We start from the raw sequence: 17,476 nt of genomic DNA on the forward strand, positions 1-17,476 counted from the left end.
GTTCACGTCCGTACGCCTGTACGTCCGCTCAGTCCTCCGACGACTCCTCGTCGTCCCCGGTCGCCTTCGGCGGCCGCGGCGGGCGGGTCCGGCCGCTCGGGTTGTCCCGCAGGAACGGCGTGCCGGGCGGCCCGTCGCCGCCGTCCGCCGTGGCGTGGCCGCCCGGTCCGCCCGTTCCGGAGCCGTCCCGGCGACGCAGGTACCGCTCGAACTCCCGGGCGATCGCCTCGCCCGACGCCTCCGGCAGCTCCGCGGTGTCCCGGGCCTCCTCCAGCGACTGCACGTACTCGGCGACCTCGCTGTCCTCGGCGGCCAGCTGGTCCACCCCCGTCTGCCAGGCGCGGGCGTCCTCGGCCAGCTCGCCCAGCGGGACGCGCACCCCGATGAGGTCCTCCAGCCGGTTCAGCAGGGCCAGCGTGGCCTTCGGGTTGGGCGGCTGCGACACGTAGTGCGGCACCGCGGCCCACAGCGACACGGCCGGTACGCCCGCGTGCGCGCACGCCTCCTGGAGGATGCCGACGATGCCGGTCGGCCCCTCGTACTTGGTCTCCTTCAGGTCCATGCGCTGGGCCAGGTCGGCGTCCGACGTGGTCCCGCTGATCGGCACCGGACGGGTGTGCGGGGTGTCGCCCAGCAGGGCGCCCAGGACGACCACCAGCTCGACGCCCAGTTCGTGGGCGAAGCCGAGGAGTTCGTTGCAGAACGAGCGCCAGCGCATGGACGGTTCGATGCCCCGGACGAGGACGAGGTCGCGCGGTTTGTCGCCGCCGATCCGCACCACCGAGAGTCTCGTCGTCGGCCAGGTGACCTTGCGGACGCCGTCCTCCATGAAGACGGTGGGACGGTTGACCTGGAAGTCGTAGTAGTCCTCGGCGTCCAGCGCCGCGAAGACCTCGCCCTTCCATTCCCTGTCGAGATGCGCGACCGCGGTGGAGGCGGCGTCGCCGGCATCGTTCCAGCCCTCGAACGCGGCCACCATGACCGGGTCGACCAGCTCGGGAACCCCCTCGAGCTCGATCACCCAGCGCCTCCTTCCGACGTGCCCTCGCGTACCCCCCAACCTTACGGCGTGCGGAGGGGCCGCCCGCAGCCCCCTTGCACGGGGGAGTGAACGGATCACTGCCCCGCGCGAGGGGGCCGGACACCCTCCTGGCCTGCCCGGAGAGCGTCGGCCTACTTCCCGTCGAGCAGGCCCTGGACCTTCGCGCGGACGTCGTCGGTGGCCAGGCCGCGGATGGTCAGCGTGGTCCGGCGGCGCAGCACGTCGTCCGCCGTCTCGGCCCACTCGTTGTCCCGGGCCCACACGACCTGCGCCCAGATCTCCGGGGCGTCCGGGTGGACACGCTCGGCCAGTTCCGGGTTCTCGTTGGCGAGCCGGGCGATGTCGAAGGCCAGCGAGCCGTAGTGGGTCGCCAGGTGCCGCGCGGTGTCCGCCGCCATGCGCGGGCCGGGCGCCGGGCCGTCGACCAGCAGCCGGTGGGCGACCGCGCGCGGGTTGGCGACACCGGGCAGCGGCAGCTTCTTCGGCAGCGACGCGATGGGCTCGAAGTCCTCGCCCAGCGGGTGGCCCGGCAGCGCCTCCAGCTTCTTCATCACCGTGCGGCCGATGTGGCGGAAGGTGGTCCACTTGCCGCCGGCCACGGACAGCATGCCGCCCCGGCCCTCGGTGACGACCGTCTCGCGCTTGGCCTTGGCCGTGTCACCCGGACCGCCGGGAAGCACCCGCAGGCCCGCGAAGGAGTACGTGATGAGGTCCCGGTCGAGCTGCTGGTCGCGGATGGAGAACGCGGCCTCGTCGAGGATCTGGGCTATGTCCTTGTCGTTGACCGCGACGTCCGCCGGGTCGCCCTCGAACTGCTCGTCGGTCGTGCCGAGCAGCAGCATGTCCTCCCAGGGGAGGGCGAAGGTGATCCGGTACTTGTCGATCGGGGTGGCCAGCGCCGCCTTCCAGGGCGCGGTGCGCTTGAGCACCAGGTGCGCGCCCTTGGACAGGCGGATGGACGGCGCCGCGGCCGGGTCCTCCATGCGGCGCAGGTGGTCGACCCAGGGACCGGTCGCGTTGAGCACCAGGCGGGCGTCGACCCCGAACTCGTCGCCGCTGAGCCGGTCCTTCAGCTCCGCGCCGGTCACCCGGCCCTTGGTGAAGCGCAGGCCGGTGACCTCGGCGTGGTTGAGGACGACCGCGCCGGAGTCGACCGCCGCGCGGACGGTCATCAGCGCCATGCGGGCGTCGTTCATCTGGTCGTCGCCGTACACGGCCACGGCCTTGAGGTTGTCGGTGCGCAGCTCCGGCACGTCCTGCGCGGCCTTGGCCGGGGAGAGCAGGTGGCCGACGCCGTCACCGAAGGCGGACAGCGCCGAGTACGCGAAGACACCGGCCCCGAGCTTCGCCGCGCCGTGCGGCCCGCCCTTGTACACGGGGAGGTAGAACGTGAGCGGGTTCGCCAGGTGGGGGGCCACCTGGCGGGAGACCGCACGGCGCTCGAAGTGGTTCTCCGCCACCAGCTTCACCGCGCCGGTCTGCAGGTAGCGCAGTCCGCCGTGGAGCAGCTTGGAGGAGGCTGAGGAGGTGGCGCCGGCGAAGTCGCCGGCGTCGACCACGGCCACCCTGAGGCCGGACTGCGCGGCGTGCCAGGCGGTGGAGATGCCCAGGATGCCGCCGCCGATCACGAGAAGGTCGTACGACGCCTTGGAGAGCTGCTCCCGGGTCTCGGCCCGGCTCGGGTTCGAGCCGGAGGCCGGGTGCGTACCCAGGGCAGGCACGGACTGCAGGGTGGACTGAGTGGTCATTGCGGTTCTTACTCCTCGTCCTCGAGCCAGCCCATGGTCCGCTCGACGGCCTTGAGCCAGCTCTTGTACTCACGGTCGCGGGTCTCCGCGTCCATGCGGGGGGTCCACTCGGCGGCCCGCCGCCAGTTGGCGCGCAGGTCGTCGGTGCTGTTCCAGAAGCCGACGGCCAGGCCGGCGGCGTAGGCGGCGCCGAGGCAGGTGGTCTCGGCGACCATCGGGCGCACCACGGGGGCGTCCACGAAGTCGGCGAGGGTCTGCATCAGCAGGTTGTTGGAGGTCATGCCGCCGTCGACCTTGAGGGCGGTCAGCTCCACCCCGGAGTCCTTCGTCATGGCGTCCGCGATCTCCCGCGTCTGCCAGGCCGTGGCCTCCAGGACGGCGCGCGCGAGGTGCGCCTTGGTGACGTACCGGGTGAGGCCGGCGATCACACCGCGGGCGTCGGAGCGCCAGTACGGGGCGAACAGGCCGGAGAAGGCCGGGACGAAGTAGGCGCCGCCGTTGTCCTCGACCGTCAGGGCGAGGGTCTCGATCTCGGCGGCGGTGGAGATCAGGCCCATCTGGTCGCGCATCCACTGCACCAGCGAACCGGTGACGGCGATCGAGCCCTCCAGGGCGTAGACCGTGTCCTGGTCGCCGATCTTGTAGCCGACGGTGGTCAGCAGGCCCGAGTAGGAGTTGATGAGCTTGTCACCGGTGTTCATCACCATGAAGGTGCCGGTGCCGTACGTCGACTTGGTCTCGCCCTCGGAGAAACAGGTCTGCCCGAACAGGGCCGCCTGCTGATCGCCGAGCGCGGAGGCGACCGGGATGCCGCCGAGCAGGTCGCCGAGCCGGCCGCCGGTGATCTCGCCGTAGACCTCGGCGGAGGAGCGGATCTCCGGGAGCATCTGCATCGGCACACCGATGGACTCGGCGATCTTCTCGTCCCACGCCATGGTGTGCAGGTTCATCAGCATGGTGCGGGAGGCGTTGGTGACGTCGGTGACGTGCTTGCCGCCGTTCACACCGCCGGTCAGGTTCCAGATGACCCAGGTGTCCATGGTGCCGAAGAGCAGGTCGCCCGCCTCGGCGCGCTCGCGCACACCGTCGACGTTGTCGAGCAGCCAGCGGGCCTTGGGACCGGCGAAGTAGGAGGCGAGGGGCAGGCCGGTCTCGCGGCGGAAGCGGTCCTGGCCGACGTTGCGGCCGAGTTCGCGGCACAGGGCGTCGGTGCGGGTGTCCTGCCAGACGATGGCGTTGTGGACGGGCTCACCGGTGTTCTTGTCCCAGACGAGGGTGGTCTCGCGCTGGTTGGTGATGCCGATGGCCTTGATGTCGTCGCGGGTGATGCCGGCCTTCTCGACGGCACCGGCGACGACCTCCTGGACGTTGGTCCAGATCTCGGTGGCGTTGTGCTCGACCCAGCCCGGCTTCGGGAAGATCTGCTCGTGCTCCTTCTGGTCGACGGAGACGATGCGTCCGTCGCGGTCGAAGACGATGCAGCGGGACGACGTGGTGCCCTGGTCGATGGCCGCGATGAAGGGTCCGGCGGTGTGGGCGTCGGTCACTGTGTGCTCCTGGGTTCCGTGGTGGGTGGCCGGTCGGTGCGGCGCGTGTGCTGCGGCCCGATGATGGCCGAGCGTAGGTCCGCTCAGGCGAACGCGAGGTTGTAGACACCTCCGGCGATGGCGCCGCCGATCAGCGGACCGACGACCGGGATCCACGCGTAGGACCAGTCGGAACCGCCCTTGTTGGGCAGGGGCAGCAGGGCGTGCACGATGCGCGGGCCGAGGTCGCGGACCGGGTTGATGGCGTAGCCCGTCGGACCGCCGAGCGACAGGCCGATGGAGACCACCACGAACGCCGTGATCAGGACGCCCAGGACGCCGAGTCCGTTGCCCTCGCCGTTGAGGCCCTGGGTGAGGATGGCGAGCAGCAGGACGAAGGTGCCGATGATCTCGGTGGCGAGGTTCTGGACCACGTGCCGGATCTCCGGGCCGGTGGAGAAGACGCCCAGGACGGGTCCGGCGCCCTTCTCCTGCGCCTCGACGGCCTTGGCCGTCGTGTCCTGCGCGCCCGGACCGCCGACGATCTCGCGGTCGGTGAGGTGGGCCTGGAACTGGCCGTAGTAGGCGACCCAGACCAGGACCGCACCGATCATGGCGCCGAGCATCTGGCCCGCGAAGTAGGTCGGGACGTTGCTCCAGTCACCGTCCTTGATCGCGATGCCGACCGTCACGGCCGGGTTGAGGTGGGCGCCGGAGAGCGGCGTCGAGATGTACGCCGCCGTCATGACGGCGAAGCCCCACCCGAGGGCGATGGCGACCCAGCCGGCGTTGCGCGCCTTGGAGGCCTTGAGCGTCACGGCGGCACAGACGCCGCCGCCGAGCAGGATGAGTATGGCGGTACCGATGGTCTCGCCGATGAAGATGTCGGAGCTGGACACCCGCGACTCCTTTGTCCTTCGTCCAGGGGAAGCCGAACCCCGGGTCCCTCCGGGTGTTCCGGCGCCCTCGGTATGAGAGCGATGGCGGCCCTTGGCGTTGTCACACTCTAACGCGTATTGCCGGTAGGTGTTCGACAATGCCGACCGATGGACGCGAGTCTGGCTCGGTGTCCCGGGTGCGTCAAGAGCCCTGTTATCGAAAGCACGATCGTTATTGATCGTCTCGGGCTATCGGTCCTCGGGCGGACATGACTGAGGGCCGGGACGCTCCGCGGCGCCCGGCCCTCGCGTTCCTCCCCGGCCGCTAGAAGCGCCCGGCGCCCAGGTCCCGCGACACCGCGCGGGCGCAGTCCCGGACCGCCGCGACCAGCTCGGGCCGCAGCTCGCCCTCCCGGCGCAGCCGCTCCACCGCGCCGGTGATGCCGACCGCGCCGACCGGCATGCGCCTGCGGTCGTGGATGGGGGCGGCGATGGAGGCGATGCCCTCCCAGGTCTCCTCGACGTCGGCCGCGTACCCGCGCGCGCGGGTGATGTCCAGGATGTGCTCGAACCCCTCCGGCTCGCAGACCGTCCGGTCCGTGTACGCCTTGCGGTCCGCCTCCAGCGCCTCGCTGTGCGCGACCGGGTCGTACGCCGACAGCACCTTGCCCAGCGCCGTGGAGTGCAGCGGCTGCATGGCCCCGATCTCCAGGACCTGCCGGCTGTCGTCGGGCCGGAAGACGTGGTGCACGATCAGGACGCCCTGCTGGTGCAGGACGCCCAGGTGGACGCTCTCCCCGCTGGAGCGGGCCAGGTCGTCCGTCCACACCAGGGCGCGGGCCCGCAGCTCGTGCACGTCGAGGTACGTCGTGCCCAGGCGCAGCAGCTCCGCGCCCAGCTGGTAGCGCCCGGAGGCGTCGTCCTGCTCGACGAAGCCCTCCTGCTGGAGGGTGCGCAGGATGCCGTGTGCGGTGCCCTTGGCCAGACCCAGCGAGGAGGCGATGTCCGACAGGCCGAGCCGCCGCTCACCGCCCGCGAGCAGGCGCAGCATCGCGGCCGCCCGTTCGAGCGACTGGATGTTCCGTGCCATCGACGTACTGCCTCCGTCCCCTTCGAGTGCCGACCTCGGCGCCACTGACGTCGTTCGGCAATGCCGAACACTACCGGTCGATGCCGACCTCCCGCTAACCGTCGGCGGGCAACTGTTGCACTTCGGCCATGTCCCGGTGGCCACGGCCGTCCTCCGCAGGCCGCCGCGGACCGCGCGTCATCCTTTCGGCGGCCGTTCCGCCCCGCCACACTCGTCCGCCTCGTGGACGCCCCGACCATCCGTCCCCGGTCCCGGCTACCCTGGCGTCGTGCGTTCTCCCCCGGGACGTCCCCAGCGGACTCCACCCGGGCAGCGCAAAGCCGACAGCCGTCGCATCCTAGGGAGCCCTTTCATGGCCTCGTCGCCATCCACCCCGCCCGCCGACACCCGGACCCGTGTGTCCGCCCTCCGCGAGGCCCTCGCCACCCGTGTCGTGGTCGCCGACGGCGCGATGGGCACCATGCTCCAGGCGCAGAACCCCTCACTGGACGACTTCCAGCAGCTGGAGGGGTGCAACGAGGTCCTGAACCTCACCCGGCCGGACATCGTGCGCTCGGTGCACGAGGAGTACTTCGCCGCCGGCGTCGACTGCGTGGAGACGAACACCTTCGGCGCCAACCACTCCGCGCTGGGCGAGTACGACATCCCCGAGCGCGTCCACGAGCTGTCCGAGTCCGGCGCCCGGGTGGCCCGCGAGGTGGCCGACGAGTTCCAGGCCCGCGACGGCCGGCAGCGCTGGGTCCTGGGCTCGATGGGCCCCGGCACCAAGCTCCCCACCCTCGGACACGCCCCCTACACCGTGCTGCGCGACGCCTACCAGCGCAACGCCGAGGGCCTGGTCGCGGGCGGCGCCGACGCGCTGCTGGTGGAGACCACGCAGGACCTCCTCCAGACCAAGGCCTCCGTGCTCGGCGCCCGGCGCGCCCTGGACGCCCTCGGCCTCGACCTCCCGGTGATCGTGTCGGTGACCGTGGAGACCACCGGCACCATGCTGCTCGGCTCGGAGATCGGCGCGGCGCTCACGGCGCTGGAGCCCCTGGGCATCGACATGATCGGCCTGAACTGCGCCACCGGCCCGGCCGAGATGAGCGAGCACCTGCGCTACCTCGCCCGGCACTCCCGCGTCCCGCTGTCGTGCATGCCCAACGCCGGTCTGCCGGTCCTGGGCAGGGACGGGGCGCACTACCCGCTGACGGCGCCGGAACTGGCGGACGCGCAGGAGACGTTCGTCCGCGAGTACGGCCTGTCCCTGATCGGCGGCTGCTGCGGCACCACGCCCGAGCACCTGCGCCAGGTCGTCGAGCGGGTCCGGGACACGGCACCCGGCGAGCGGCAGCCCCGGCCCGAACCGGGCGCCGCCTCCCTCTACCAGACGGTCCCCTTCCGGCAGGACACCTCGTACCTGGCGATCGGCGAGCGGACCAACGCCAACGGCTCGAAGAAGTTCCGTGAGGCCATGCTGGAGGGCCGCTGGGACGACTGCGTGGAGATGGCCCGGGACCAGATCCGCGAGGGCGCGCACATGCTCGACCTGTGCGTCGACTACGTCGGCCGCGACGGAGTGGCCGACATGGAGGAGCTGGCGGGGCGCTTCGCGACCGCGTCGACCCTGCCGATCGTGCTGGACTCCACCGAGGTCGAGGTCGTCCAGGCCGGACTGGAGAAGCTCGGCGGCCGCGCGGTGATCAACTCGGTGAACTACGAGGACGGCGACGGCCCGGAGTCCCGCTTCGCCCGCGTCACGACGCTGGCGCGGGAGCACGGCGCCGCACTGATCGCGCTGACCATCGACGAGGAGGGCCAGGCCCGCACCGCCGAGAAGAAGGTCGCGATCGCGCAGCGGCTCATCAACGACCTCACCGGCAACTGGGGCATCCACGAGTCGGACATCCTCGTCGACTGCCTGACGTTCACCATCTGCACCGGCCAGGAAGAGTCCCGCAAGGACGGCATCGCCACCATCGAGGGCATCCGGGAGCTGAAGAGGCGGCACCCGGACGTCCAGACCACGCTCGGCCTGTCCAACATCTCCTTCGGCCTCAACCCGGCCGCCCGCATCCTGCTCAACTCCGTGTTCCTGGACGAGTGCGTCAAGGCGGGCCTGGACTCGGCGATCGTCCACGCGTCCAAGATCCTGCCGATCGCCCGGTTCGACGAGGAGCAGGTCACCACCGCCCTCGACCTGATCTACGACCGGCGCAGCGAGGGCTACGACCCGCTGCAGAAGCTGATGCAGCTCTTCGAGGGCGCCACCGCCAAGTCCCTCAAGGCGTCCAAGGCCGAGGAACTGGCGGCGCTGCCACTGGACGAGCGGCTCAAGCGGCGCATCATCGACGGTGAGCGCAACGGCCTGGAGCAGGACCTGGACGAGGCCCTCCAGGAGCGCCCGGCGCTGGAGATCGTGAACGAGACCCTGCTGGACGGCATGAAGGTCGTCGGCGAACTGTTCGGCTCCGGCCAGATGCAGCTGCCGTTCGTGCTCCAGTCCGCCGAGGTCATGAAGACCGCGGTGGCGCACCTGGAACCGCACATGGAGAAGACGGACGACGACGGCAAGGGCACCATCGTGCTCGCCACGGTCCGCGGTGACGTCCACGACATCGGCAAGAACCTCGTCGACATCATCCTGTCCAACAACGGCTACAACGTCGTCAACCTCGGCATCAAGCAGCCGGTCTCCGCGATCCTGGAGGCCGCCGACGAGCACAAGGCCGACGTCATCGGCATGTCCGGACTCCTGGTCAAGTCCACGGTGATCATGAAGGAGAACCTGGAGGAGCTGAACCAGCGCAAGCTGGCCGCCGACTACCCGGTGATCCTCGGCGGCGCGGCCCTCACCCGCGCCTACGTCGAGCAGGACCTGCACGAGATCTACGACGGCGAGGTCCGCTACGCCCGCGACGCCTTCGAGGGCCTGCGCCTGATGGACGCGCTGATCGGGATCAAGCGGGGAGTGCCGGGCGCCAAGCTGCCGGACCTCAAGCAGCGCAGGGTGCGGGCGGCCACCGTCCAGGTCGAGGAGCGGCCCGAGGAGGGCCACGTCCGCTCCGACGTCGCCATCGACAACCGGGTGCCCGAGCCGCCGTTCCGCGGCACCCGCGTCGTCAAGGGCATCCAGCTCAAGGAGTACGCCTCCTGGCTCGACGAGGGCGCCCTGTTCAAGGGCCAGTGGGGCCTCAAGCAGGCTCGCACCGGCGAGGGACCCTCGTACGACGAACTGGTCGAGACCGAGGGCCGGCCGCGGCTGCGCGGCCTCCTCGACCGGCTCCAGACGGACAACCTGCTGGAGGCGGCCGTTGTCTACGGCTACTTCCCCTGCGTCTCCAAGGACGACGACCTCATCGTCCTCGACGACGACGGCAACGAGCGCACCCGGTTCAGCTTCCCGCGCCAGCGCCGCGGCCGGCGGCTGTGCCTGGCCGACTTCTTCCGCCCGGAGGAGTCCGGCGAGACCGACGTGGTCGGCTTCCAGGTCGTCACCGTCGGCTCCCGCATCGGCGAGGAGACGGCCCGCATGTTCGAGGCCAACGCCTACCGCGACTACCTCGAACTGCACGGCCTGTCCGTGCAGCTCGCCGAGGCCCTCGCCGAGTACTGGCACGCGCGCGTGCGCTCCGAGCTGGGCTTCGCCGGGGAGGACCCCGCCGAGATGGAGGACATGTTCGCCCTGAAGTACCGGGGCGCCCGCTTCTCCCTCGGCTACGGCGCCTGCCCGGACCTGGAGGACCGCGCCAAGATCGCCGACATGCTCCAGCCGGAGCGCATCGGCGTCCACCTGTCGGAGGAGTTCCAGCTCCACCCCGAGCAGTCCACCGACGCCATCGTCATCCACCACCCCGAGGCGAAGTACTTCAACGCCCGCTGAACCCCTGTGTGAGCCGCTCCACAGGCCACACCAGGCGTTCCGGTCCCGCACGACGTACACTGGTCGGTCCACCGCAGGCCGGTTCCCACGTGGGAACCGGCCTGATCGTCCCTCAAGGAGGTACGTGGATGACCAGCACGGTCCCCGCACTCGGAACCCGTACGGCCGAAGGCTCAGCCCTGCAGGCCGTGCTCCTCGACATGGACGGCACCCTGGTGGACACCGAGGGCTTCTGGTGGGACGTCGAGGTCGAGGTCTTCGCCTCCCTCGGCCACACCCTCGACGACTCCTGGCGCCACGTGGTCGTCGGCGGCCCCATGACCCGCAGCGCGGGCTTCCTGATCGAGGCCACCGGCGCCGACATCACGCTCGCCGAACTGAGCGTCCTGCTCAACGACGGCTTCGAGCAGCGCATCGGCAGCGACCTGCGGCTCATGCCGGGCGCCGCCAGGCTGCTCGCGGAACTGTCCGCGCACGAGATCCCCACCGCCCTGGTCTCCGCCTCGCACCGGCGCATCATCGACCGGGTGCTGACCTCGCTCGGCCCGAGCCACTTCGCCCTCACCGTCGCCGGTGACGAGGTGCCGCGCACCAAGCCCCACCCCGACCCCTACCTGGCCGCCGCGGCCGGGCTCGGCGTGGACCCCGCGCGGTGCGCCGTCGTCGAGGACACCGCGACCGGGGTCGCCGCCGCCGAGGCCGCCGGCTGCCAGGTCGTCGCCGTGCCCTCGGTCGCCCCCATCACACCGGGCGCGCGGCGCACCGTGGTCGGCTCGCTGGAAGAGGTCGACCTGACATTTCTGCGCGGTCTGATGACCGTAATGCTCTAGGCGTTCACGGGGATATTCCCGCCTTCCCCGATGGCCGAATTGCAGCACCGGTCACCGACCTCGGAGTGTGACGTTCCCCACGTTGTCAGGGGTCGACAGGCGTGCGTAGGTGTGCTGCTTTCGACCGGGCGAACGTTGTCGAGGTGTCCTTGTGTCCTGATTGGTGAAAGCCTGCACTAATCCTTCCACTGTCGGGTTTTCGGTGTGTCCACACCCGGTTTCGCTCCGTGATGAGCCCCCAACTCCGGTGGCTGCGAACCCCCGTGCGGGCGCGGACTAATCTCGTCGCGAGAACGTCCGCCACTACCCCCGTGATCCGCCGCGACACCCCTGCATTCCGGATACACGGACCGACAGCTCTGGAGAAACTCGAGCATGAACCGTAAGACTTTGGTGCTGCCGGTCGTCGTCGGCCTGCTCGCGCCGGTACTCGCCGCCTGCGGCGGGTCCGACGGCGGCAGCGGCGGCGGGGACGCGATAGTCGTCGGCACCACGGACCGGTTCACCATCACGAAGGACGTCACGGCGCCCCTCGACCCGGCCTGGGCCTACGACGTCGGAGCCTGGAACATCATGCGCCACACCTCGCAGACGCTGATGACCCAGCCGCGCGGTGACGGTGAGCCCGTCCCCGAGGCGGCCGAGAAGTGCGGCTTCACCGACACCGGCAACGAGCGTTACGCCTGCACCCTGCGCGACGGCCTGAAGTTCTCCAACGGCGACGCCATCACCGCCGAGGACGTCAAGTACTCCATCGACCGCGCCATGTCCCTGAAGGCGGACAGCGGCGTCTCCGCGCTGCTGTCGACCGTGGACACCGTGGAGACCCAGGGCGACCGCGAGGTCATCTTCCACCTCAACTCCGCCGACGCGACCTTCCCGTACAAGCTGTCGACGCCCGTGGCCGGCATCGTGAACGAGGAGTCCTACCCGAAGGACAAGCTGCGCGAGGGCTTCGAACTCAGCGGGTCCGGCCCGTACGAGATGAAGAGCGAGTCCAAGGACGGCGTCCTCAACAAGGTCGTGTTCACCAAGAACCCCAACTACAAGGGGAGTCTGAAGGTGAACAACGACGAGGTGGAACTGGTGTCCTTCGACGACGCCGACGCCATGGGAAGCGCCCTGGAGAAGGGCGACATCGACGTCATGACGCGCGCGATGACGCCGGAGCAGATCCGCAAGCTCTCCAACAGCTCCGACAGCGACGTCAAGCTCATCGAGGTCGCCGGTCTCGAGATCCGCTACCTGGGCTTCAACGTCGACGCGCCCAGCGTGAAGGACAAGGCCATCCGGCAGGCCATGGCCCAGCTCATCAACCGCGACGAACTCGTCGCCAAGGTCTACGGTTCGCAGGCCGAGCCGCTGTACTCGATGGTCCCGGCCAGCATCACCGGCCACTCCAACTCGTTCTTCAACAAGTACGGCGACCCGAGCACCAGCGAGGCGAAGCAGACGCTGAAGTCGTCCGGCATCGACACGCCGGTCAAGCTGACCCTGCACTACACCACCGACCACTACGGTGCCGCGACCAAGCCGGAGTTCGAGGAGCTGCAGCGCCAGCTCAACGAGAGCGGCCTCTTCGACGTCGACATCGAGGGCAAGCCCTGGGACGTCTTCCGCCCCGCCGAGCGCGACCTCAAGTACGACGTCTTCGGCATGGGCTGGTTCCCCGACTTCCCCGACGCGGACAGCTTCATCGCGCCGTTCCTCGACCGGGACAACACGCTCAACTCGCCCTACCTGAACCCGAAGATCATCAACGATCTGATCCCCGAGTCCCGGCGTGAGGCCGACCGCCTCTCCGCGGTGGACACCCTCACGGAGATCCAGGACATCACCGCCGAGGACGTCCCGGTCATCCCGCTGTGGCAGGGCAAGCAGTACGTGGCCGCAGGCGACGACGTCACCGGCACCGCCTACCTGCTCAACTCCTCCTCGTCGCTCCAGCTGTGGGAGCTGGGCCGGGGCGTGAGCGACTGACACCCCCGCCGGACCACACGAAGGGCGCCCTCCTCCGACCGGAGAAGGGCGCCCTTCGTCATGCTCTACTGCGCGCCGGGGCGGACCAGACCGCTCTCGTACGCGTACACCGCCGCCTGCACCCGGTCCCGCAGGCCCAGCTTGGTCAGCACATGACCCACATGCGTCTTCACGGTCGTCTCGCTGACGAACAGGTCGGCGGCGATCTCCGCGTTGGACAGACCCCGGGCCACCAGCTTCAGCACCTCGACCTCGCGGTCCGTCAACGTGTGCAGCGTGTCCGGCACCGGCTCGTCGCCCGACGGCAGATGCGTGGCGTACTTGTCGAGCAGCCGCCGGGTGATACTCGGCGCCAGCATCGCCTCGCCGCCCGCCACCACCCGGATCGCCTGCACCAGCTCGTTGGCCGGAGCGTCCTTCAGCAGGAACCCGCTGGCCCCCGCCTTCAACGCCTCCACCACGTACTCGTCGAGGTCGAAGGTGGTCAGCACCAGCACCTTCGCGGGACCGTCCCGCTCGGGCCCGGTGATCTGCCGGGTCGCCTCCACACCGTCCATCCGCGGCATGCGGATGTCCATCAGCACCACATCGGGCTGCAGCGCCCGCACCTGGTCGAGTGCCTGGAGGCCGTCGCCGGCCTCGCCGACGACCGCGATGTCCTGCTCCGCCTCCAGAATCATCCGGAAGCCCGTGCGCAGCAGCGGCTGGTCGTCGACCAGTAGGACGCGGATGGCCACGTAAGTCTCCTTCGGCTAGCCCGGCCCCATTCTGCCCTGCTCGGCACCACCGGACTCGGCCGCCCTCACCGGCAGCGGGTAGGGCGGGGGAGTACCGCCAAATTCCGGGCAGTGCGCCTGGTGGTCGCACCAGCCGCACAGCTTGGTGGGACGCGGACGCCACTCACCCGTCTCGGTCGCCAGCCGGATCGCCTCCCACAGCGCCAGCAGCTTGCGCTCCACCCGCTCCAGGTCGGCGAGGACCGGATCGTAGGTGAGCACGTCGCCGCTGCCGAGATAGACGAGCTGAAGGCGCCGCGGGACGACCTTCTTCAGCCGCCACACCACCAGCGCGTAGAACTTCATCTGGAACAGCGCGCCCTCGGCGTACTGCGGCCTGGGGGCCTTGCCCGTCTTGTAGTCGACGATCCGCACCTCGCCCGTGGGAGCCACGTCGACCCGGTCGATGATGCCGCGCAGCCGCAGCCCCGAGTCCAGCTCCGCCTCCACGAACAGCTCCCGCTCGGCGGGCTCCAGCCGGCTCGGGTCCTCCAGCGTGAACCACCGCTCGACGAGCCGCTCCGCCTCCCCGAGCCACCCCGCCAGCCGCTCGCCCTCCGGATCGTCCGCGAACAGCTCGCCGACCTCCGGCCTGCTCTCCCGCAGCCGGTCCCACTGACCGGGAACCAGCGCCTTCGCCCGCGGCGCGGTGCGCTCGGCCGCCGGGGCGTCGAAGAGCCGCTCCAGCACGGCGTGCACCAGCGTGCCCCTCGTCGCCGCCTCGCTCGGCTTCTCCGGCAGCCGGTCGATGACCCGGAACCGGTACAACAACGGGCACTGCATGAAATCGCCGGCCCGGGAGGGCGAGAGCGAGGCGGGCCGTATCGCCACGGGGGCAGGGGCGGCGGCCTCCGCGCCCACCGCCGCGTCCGCGCCGTCCGCCACCGTCGTCGCCGGTCGGGCGGGTCCGCCCGCGTCCTCCGCGACACCCTCGATGCTCGTCTCCATGCCCACAGACCTTACGGCCCGACACTGACAGTGACCCAGCCCGCGGCCCGTGACCCGTGTGACGGAAGGGAAGCACAGGGGTGCCGGGGCGGAACGGACGGGGGCGGACGCATACCATCGACAGGAGACCCTCCCGTCCGGCAGGCGGGAGACGCTTCGAACGAGGGGACACCGTGGACGTGAGCGGCGGGAGCGGGCACCCGCGGTCCGGCAACGACGAGCCGGCCCGGCCCCAGTCAGGTCCCACGGCCCCGGCCGCCGACGGCGCACAGCCGGACCCCGCGGCCACCACGACACCCGGAACACCGGGCCCGGAGATCCAGAGCCCCGACGACAACCAGAACCCGGATCACCACCCGGACCAGACCCCACCCCCGCAGTCCCCGCCCCGTCCCCCCGCCCACCACGCCGGCGGCGAACCCCACGGCGGCGGCAAGGGCGGACCCGGACGACCGCCGCAGCGCCGGCCCGAGCCCGGCGGAGGGCTCCTGATGGGCAGGCCCTTCGGCGTACCCGTCTACGTCGCACCCAGCTGGTTCCTCGTCGCCGCCCTGATCACCTGGGTCTTCGGCGGCCAGCTCGACCGCGTACTGCCCGAGCTGGGCGCCGCCCGCTACCTGGTCTCCCTCTTCTTCGCCGTCGCCTTCTACGCCTCCGTCCTCGTCCACGAACTGGCGCACACCGTCGCCGCACTCCGCTTCAAGCTCCCCGTGCGCCGCATCCAGCTCCAGTTCTTCGGCGGCGTCTCCGAGATCGAGAAAGAGGCCGAAACCCCCGGCCGCGAATTCGTGCTGGCCTTCGTCGGCCCACTCCTCTCCCTGGTCCTCTCCGGCGTCTTCTACCTCGCCCTGCTGCCCGTGGAACCCGGCACCGTCCCCGGCGTACTGCTGGCCGGCCTCATGATCTCCAACCTGATCGTGGCCGCCTTCAACCTCCTGCCCGGCCTCCCCCTCGACGGCGGACGCATGCTCCGCGCCGTCGTCTGGAAGATCACCGGCAAGCCCATGCACGGCACCGTCGCCGCCGCCTGGGTCGGCCGGGCCCTCGCCGTCTCCGTCCTGATCGGGCTGCCCCTGCTCACCCAGTCCGGCGCCCTCGGCTCCGACGCCGTGGACAACGTCGGCATGGACACCGTCATGGACGCCCTGCTCGCCGCGATCCTCGCCGCCATCATCTGGACCGGCGCCGGAAACAGCCTCCGCATGGCCCGCCTGCGCGAACACCTCCCCGAACTACGCGCCCGCGCCCTCACCCGACGCGCCGTCCCCGTACCCGCCGACACCCCCCTCTCCGAGGCCCTGCGCCGCGCCAACGCCTCCGGAGCCCGCGCCCTCGTCGTCGTCGACACCGAAGGCGGACCCGTCTCCCTGGTCCGCGAGGCCGCCATCGTCGGCGTACCCGAACACCGCCGCCCCTGGGTGGCGGTCAGCACCCTCGCCCAGGACCTCACCGACGGCATGCGCGTCTCCGCCGAACTCTCGGGCGAAGAACTCCTGGACGCCCTGCGCGCCAACCCCGCCAGCGAATACCTGGTGATCGAGGAGACCGGCGAGATCTACGGCGTCCTCTCCGCCGCCGACGTCGAGCGGGCCTTCGTCAAGGCAATGGCAAGGCCCAGCTGAACGCGCCCCGAAGCGGCGCGGGGAACTGCGCGAGCAACCCCCAACGGCCCGCGCCGTTCGCACGCACGCAGCCACCACCCCCTACGCTGGTCCAGCCCCCGGCAGGGAACCGGTAGGCTGGTCACATGTCCGAACCGACCGGTGCCGCCCGCAGGCGCGGGCCCTTCAAGGTCGGGGACCAGGTTCAGCTGACCGACCCCAAGGGCCGCCACTACACGTTCACGCTCGAGGCCGGGAAGAACTTCCACACCCACAAGGGTTCCTTCCCCCACGACGAACTGATCGGTGCTCCCGAGGGCAGCGTTGTCCGCACCACCGGGAACGTCGCCTACCTCGCGCTGCGCCCCCTGCTCCCCGACTACGTCCTGTCCATGCCCCGCGGGGCAGCCGTCGTCTACCCGAAGGACGCGGGGCAGATCCTCGCCTTCGCCGACATCTTCCCCGGCGCACGCGTCGTGGAGGCCGGAGTGGGCTCCGGCTCGCTGAGCAGCTTCCTGCTGCGCGCCATCGGCGACCAGGGCATGCTGCACTCCTACGAGCGCCGCGAGGACTTCGCCGACATCGCCCGCCAGAACGTGGAGCGCTACTTCGGGGAACCGCACCCCGCCTGGCAGCTCACCGTCGGCGACCTCCAGGACAACCTGTCCGACACCGACGTCGACCGCGTCATCCTCGACATGCTCGCCCCCTGGGAGTGCCTGGAGGCCGTCTCCAAGGCCCTCGTGCCCGGCGGCATCCTGTGCTGCTACGTCGCGACCACCACCCAGCTCGCCCGGACCGTCGAGTCCATCCGCGAGATCGGCTCCTTCAACGAGCCGACCTCCTGGGAGACGATGATCCGCAACTGGCACGTCGAAGGCCTCGCCGTCCGCCCGGACCACCGGATGATCGGCCACACCGGCTTCCTGCTCACCGCCCGCCGCCTCGCAGACGGCGTCGAGCCCCCCATGCGCCGCCGCCGCCCCGCCAAGGGCGCCTACGGCGAGGACTACTCCGGCCCCAACGCCGACGGAGGCGCAGGCCGCTAGGGCGTCCCCGTGTCCTGATCAACGCAAGTACGCCGTGGGGGGGGGGGGGGGGGCCCCCCCCCCCCGCCCCCCCCCCCCGAGCGCGGGGTGGGGTCCCCCCCCACCAAGACCCCCCCCCCGGGGATAGGAACCCGGGCCCCCAC

12 protein-coding genes are annotated in these 17,476 nt (G+C 70.8%); 5 read left to right on the forward strand and 7 right to left on the reverse strand.

Features of this window, described 5'->3' with window-relative positions:
- Positions 1-28: 28 nt before the first annotated feature.
- The 5 genes from parJ to ACFC1X_RS37830 form a co-directional block, all read right to left on the reverse strand.
- On the reverse strand, positions 29-1,021 hold the full coding sequence (gene parJ, locus ACFC1X_RS37810) for a filament polymerization regulator ParJ (RefSeq protein ID WP_376363327.1): 993 nt from the start codon (positions 1,019-1,021) through the stop codon (positions 29-31).
- Positions 1,022-1,173: 152 nt separating this feature from the next.
- On the reverse strand, positions 1,174-2,790 hold the full coding sequence (locus ACFC1X_RS37815; RefSeq protein ID WP_376363330.1) for an FAD-dependent oxidoreductase: 1,617 nt from the start codon (positions 2,788-2,790) through the stop codon (positions 1,174-1,176).
- Between the two features lie 8 nt (positions 2,791-2,798).
- The gene (gene glpK, locus ACFC1X_RS37820; RefSeq protein ID WP_307010757.1) at positions 2,799-4,337 is read right to left on the reverse strand and encodes a glycerol kinase GlpK; all 1,539 of its coding nucleotides are present in this window, start codon (positions 4,335-4,337) and stop codon (positions 2,799-2,801) included.
- Positions 4,338-4,420: 83 nt separating this feature from the next.
- Positions 4,421-5,215: an MIP/aquaporin family protein gene (locus ACFC1X_RS37825; protein WP_122617326.1), complete on the reverse strand. Its 795-nt coding sequence runs from the start codon at positions 5,213-5,215 to the stop codon at positions 4,421-4,423.
- 304 nt (positions 5,216-5,519) lie between these two features.
- Entirely contained in the window at positions 5,520-6,284 is a 765-nt protein-coding gene (locus ACFC1X_RS37830) for an IclR family transcriptional regulator (protein ID WP_122617325.1), read from the reverse strand.
- A gap of 352 nt (positions 6,285-6,636) precedes the next feature.
- On the opposite strand from ACFC1X_RS37830, the gene metH reads away from it, so the two are divergent.
- The 3 genes from metH (at position 6,637) to ACFC1X_RS37845 (ending at position 12,959) form a co-directional block, all read left to right on the forward strand.
- Entirely contained in the window at positions 6,637-10,149 is a 3,513-nt protein-coding gene (gene metH / locus ACFC1X_RS37835; protein ID WP_376363335.1) for a methionine synthase, read from the forward strand.
- A gap of 128 nt (positions 10,150-10,277) precedes the next feature.
- On the forward strand, positions 10,278-10,979 hold the full coding sequence (locus tag ACFC1X_RS37840) for an HAD family hydrolase (protein WP_376363338.1): 702 nt from the start codon (positions 10,278-10,280) through the stop codon (positions 10,977-10,979).
- A gap of 375 nt (positions 10,980-11,354) precedes the next feature.
- Positions 11,355-12,959 (forward strand): ABC transporter substrate-binding protein, encoded by a 1,605-nt coding sequence (locus ACFC1X_RS37845; protein WP_376363341.1) that lies wholly within the window; start codon positions 11,355-11,357, stop codon positions 12,957-12,959.
- A 65-nt stretch (positions 12,960-13,024) separates the two neighbouring features.
- Here ACFC1X_RS37845 and ACFC1X_RS37850 read toward each other — a convergent pair whose 3' ends face one another.
- Both ACFC1X_RS37850 and ACFC1X_RS37855 read right to left on the reverse strand, forming a co-directional pair.
- The gene (locus ACFC1X_RS37850; RefSeq protein ID WP_064727043.1) at positions 13,025-13,696 is read right to left on the reverse strand and encodes a response regulator transcription factor; all 672 of its coding nucleotides are present in this window, start codon (positions 13,694-13,696) and stop codon (positions 13,025-13,027) included.
- 15 nt (positions 13,697-13,711) lie between these two features.
- Positions 13,712-14,683, reverse strand: coding sequence for a RecB family exonuclease (locus tag ACFC1X_RS37855; RefSeq protein WP_376363345.1), 972 nt, complete (start codon positions 14,681-14,683; stop codon positions 13,712-13,714).
- A 173-nt stretch (positions 14,684-14,856) separates the two neighbouring features.
- Between ACFC1X_RS37855 and ACFC1X_RS37860 the strand changes: the two genes are divergently transcribed.
- Entirely contained in the window at positions 14,857-16,305 is a 1,449-nt protein-coding gene (locus ACFC1X_RS37860) for a site-2 protease family protein (protein WP_376363348.1), read from the forward strand.
- Positions 16,306-16,430: 125 nt separating this feature from the next.
- Complete coding sequence (locus ACFC1X_RS37865; RefSeq protein ID WP_161326203.1) at positions 16,431-17,333, forward strand: tRNA (adenine-N1)-methyltransferase; 903 nt, start codon at positions 16,431-16,433, stop codon at positions 17,331-17,333.
- Positions 17,334-17,476: the final 143 nt, after the last annotated feature.

Origin of the sequence: Streptomyces sp. NPDC056128 (assembly GCF_042263835.1) — a bacterium.
GTDB lineage: Bacteria > Actinomycetota > Actinomycetes > Streptomycetales > Streptomycetaceae > Streptomyces.

Excerpts from the sequence above, each read along its gene's own strand:
- ACFC1X_RS37815 (WP_376363330.1), bottom strand. The coding sequence starts at position 2,790 with ATGACCACTCAGTCCACCCTGCAGTCCGTGCCTGCCCTGGGTACGCAC.
- ACFC1X_RS37830 (WP_122617325.1), bottom strand. The coding sequence starts at position 6,284 with ATGGCACGGAACATCCAGTCGCTCGAACGGGCGGCCGCGATGCTGCGC.
- metH (WP_376363335.1), top strand. The coding sequence starts at position 6,637 with ATGGCCTCGTCGCCATCCACCCCGCCCGCCGACACCCGGACCCGTGTG.
- ACFC1X_RS37840 (WP_376363338.1), top strand. The coding sequence starts at position 10,278 with ATGACCAGCACGGTCCCCGCACTCGGAACCCGTACGGCCGAAGGCTCA.
- ACFC1X_RS37845 (WP_376363341.1), top strand. The coding sequence starts at position 11,355 with ATGAACCGTAAGACTTTGGTGCTGCCGGTCGTCGTCGGCCTGCTCGCG.
- ACFC1X_RS37855 (WP_376363345.1), bottom strand. The coding sequence starts at position 14,683 with ATGGAGACGAGCATCGAGGGTGTCGCGGAGGACGCGGGCGGACCCGCC.
- ACFC1X_RS37865 (WP_161326203.1), top strand. The coding sequence starts at position 16,431 with ATGTCCGAACCGACCGGTGCCGCCCGCAGGCGCGGGCCCTTCAAGGTC.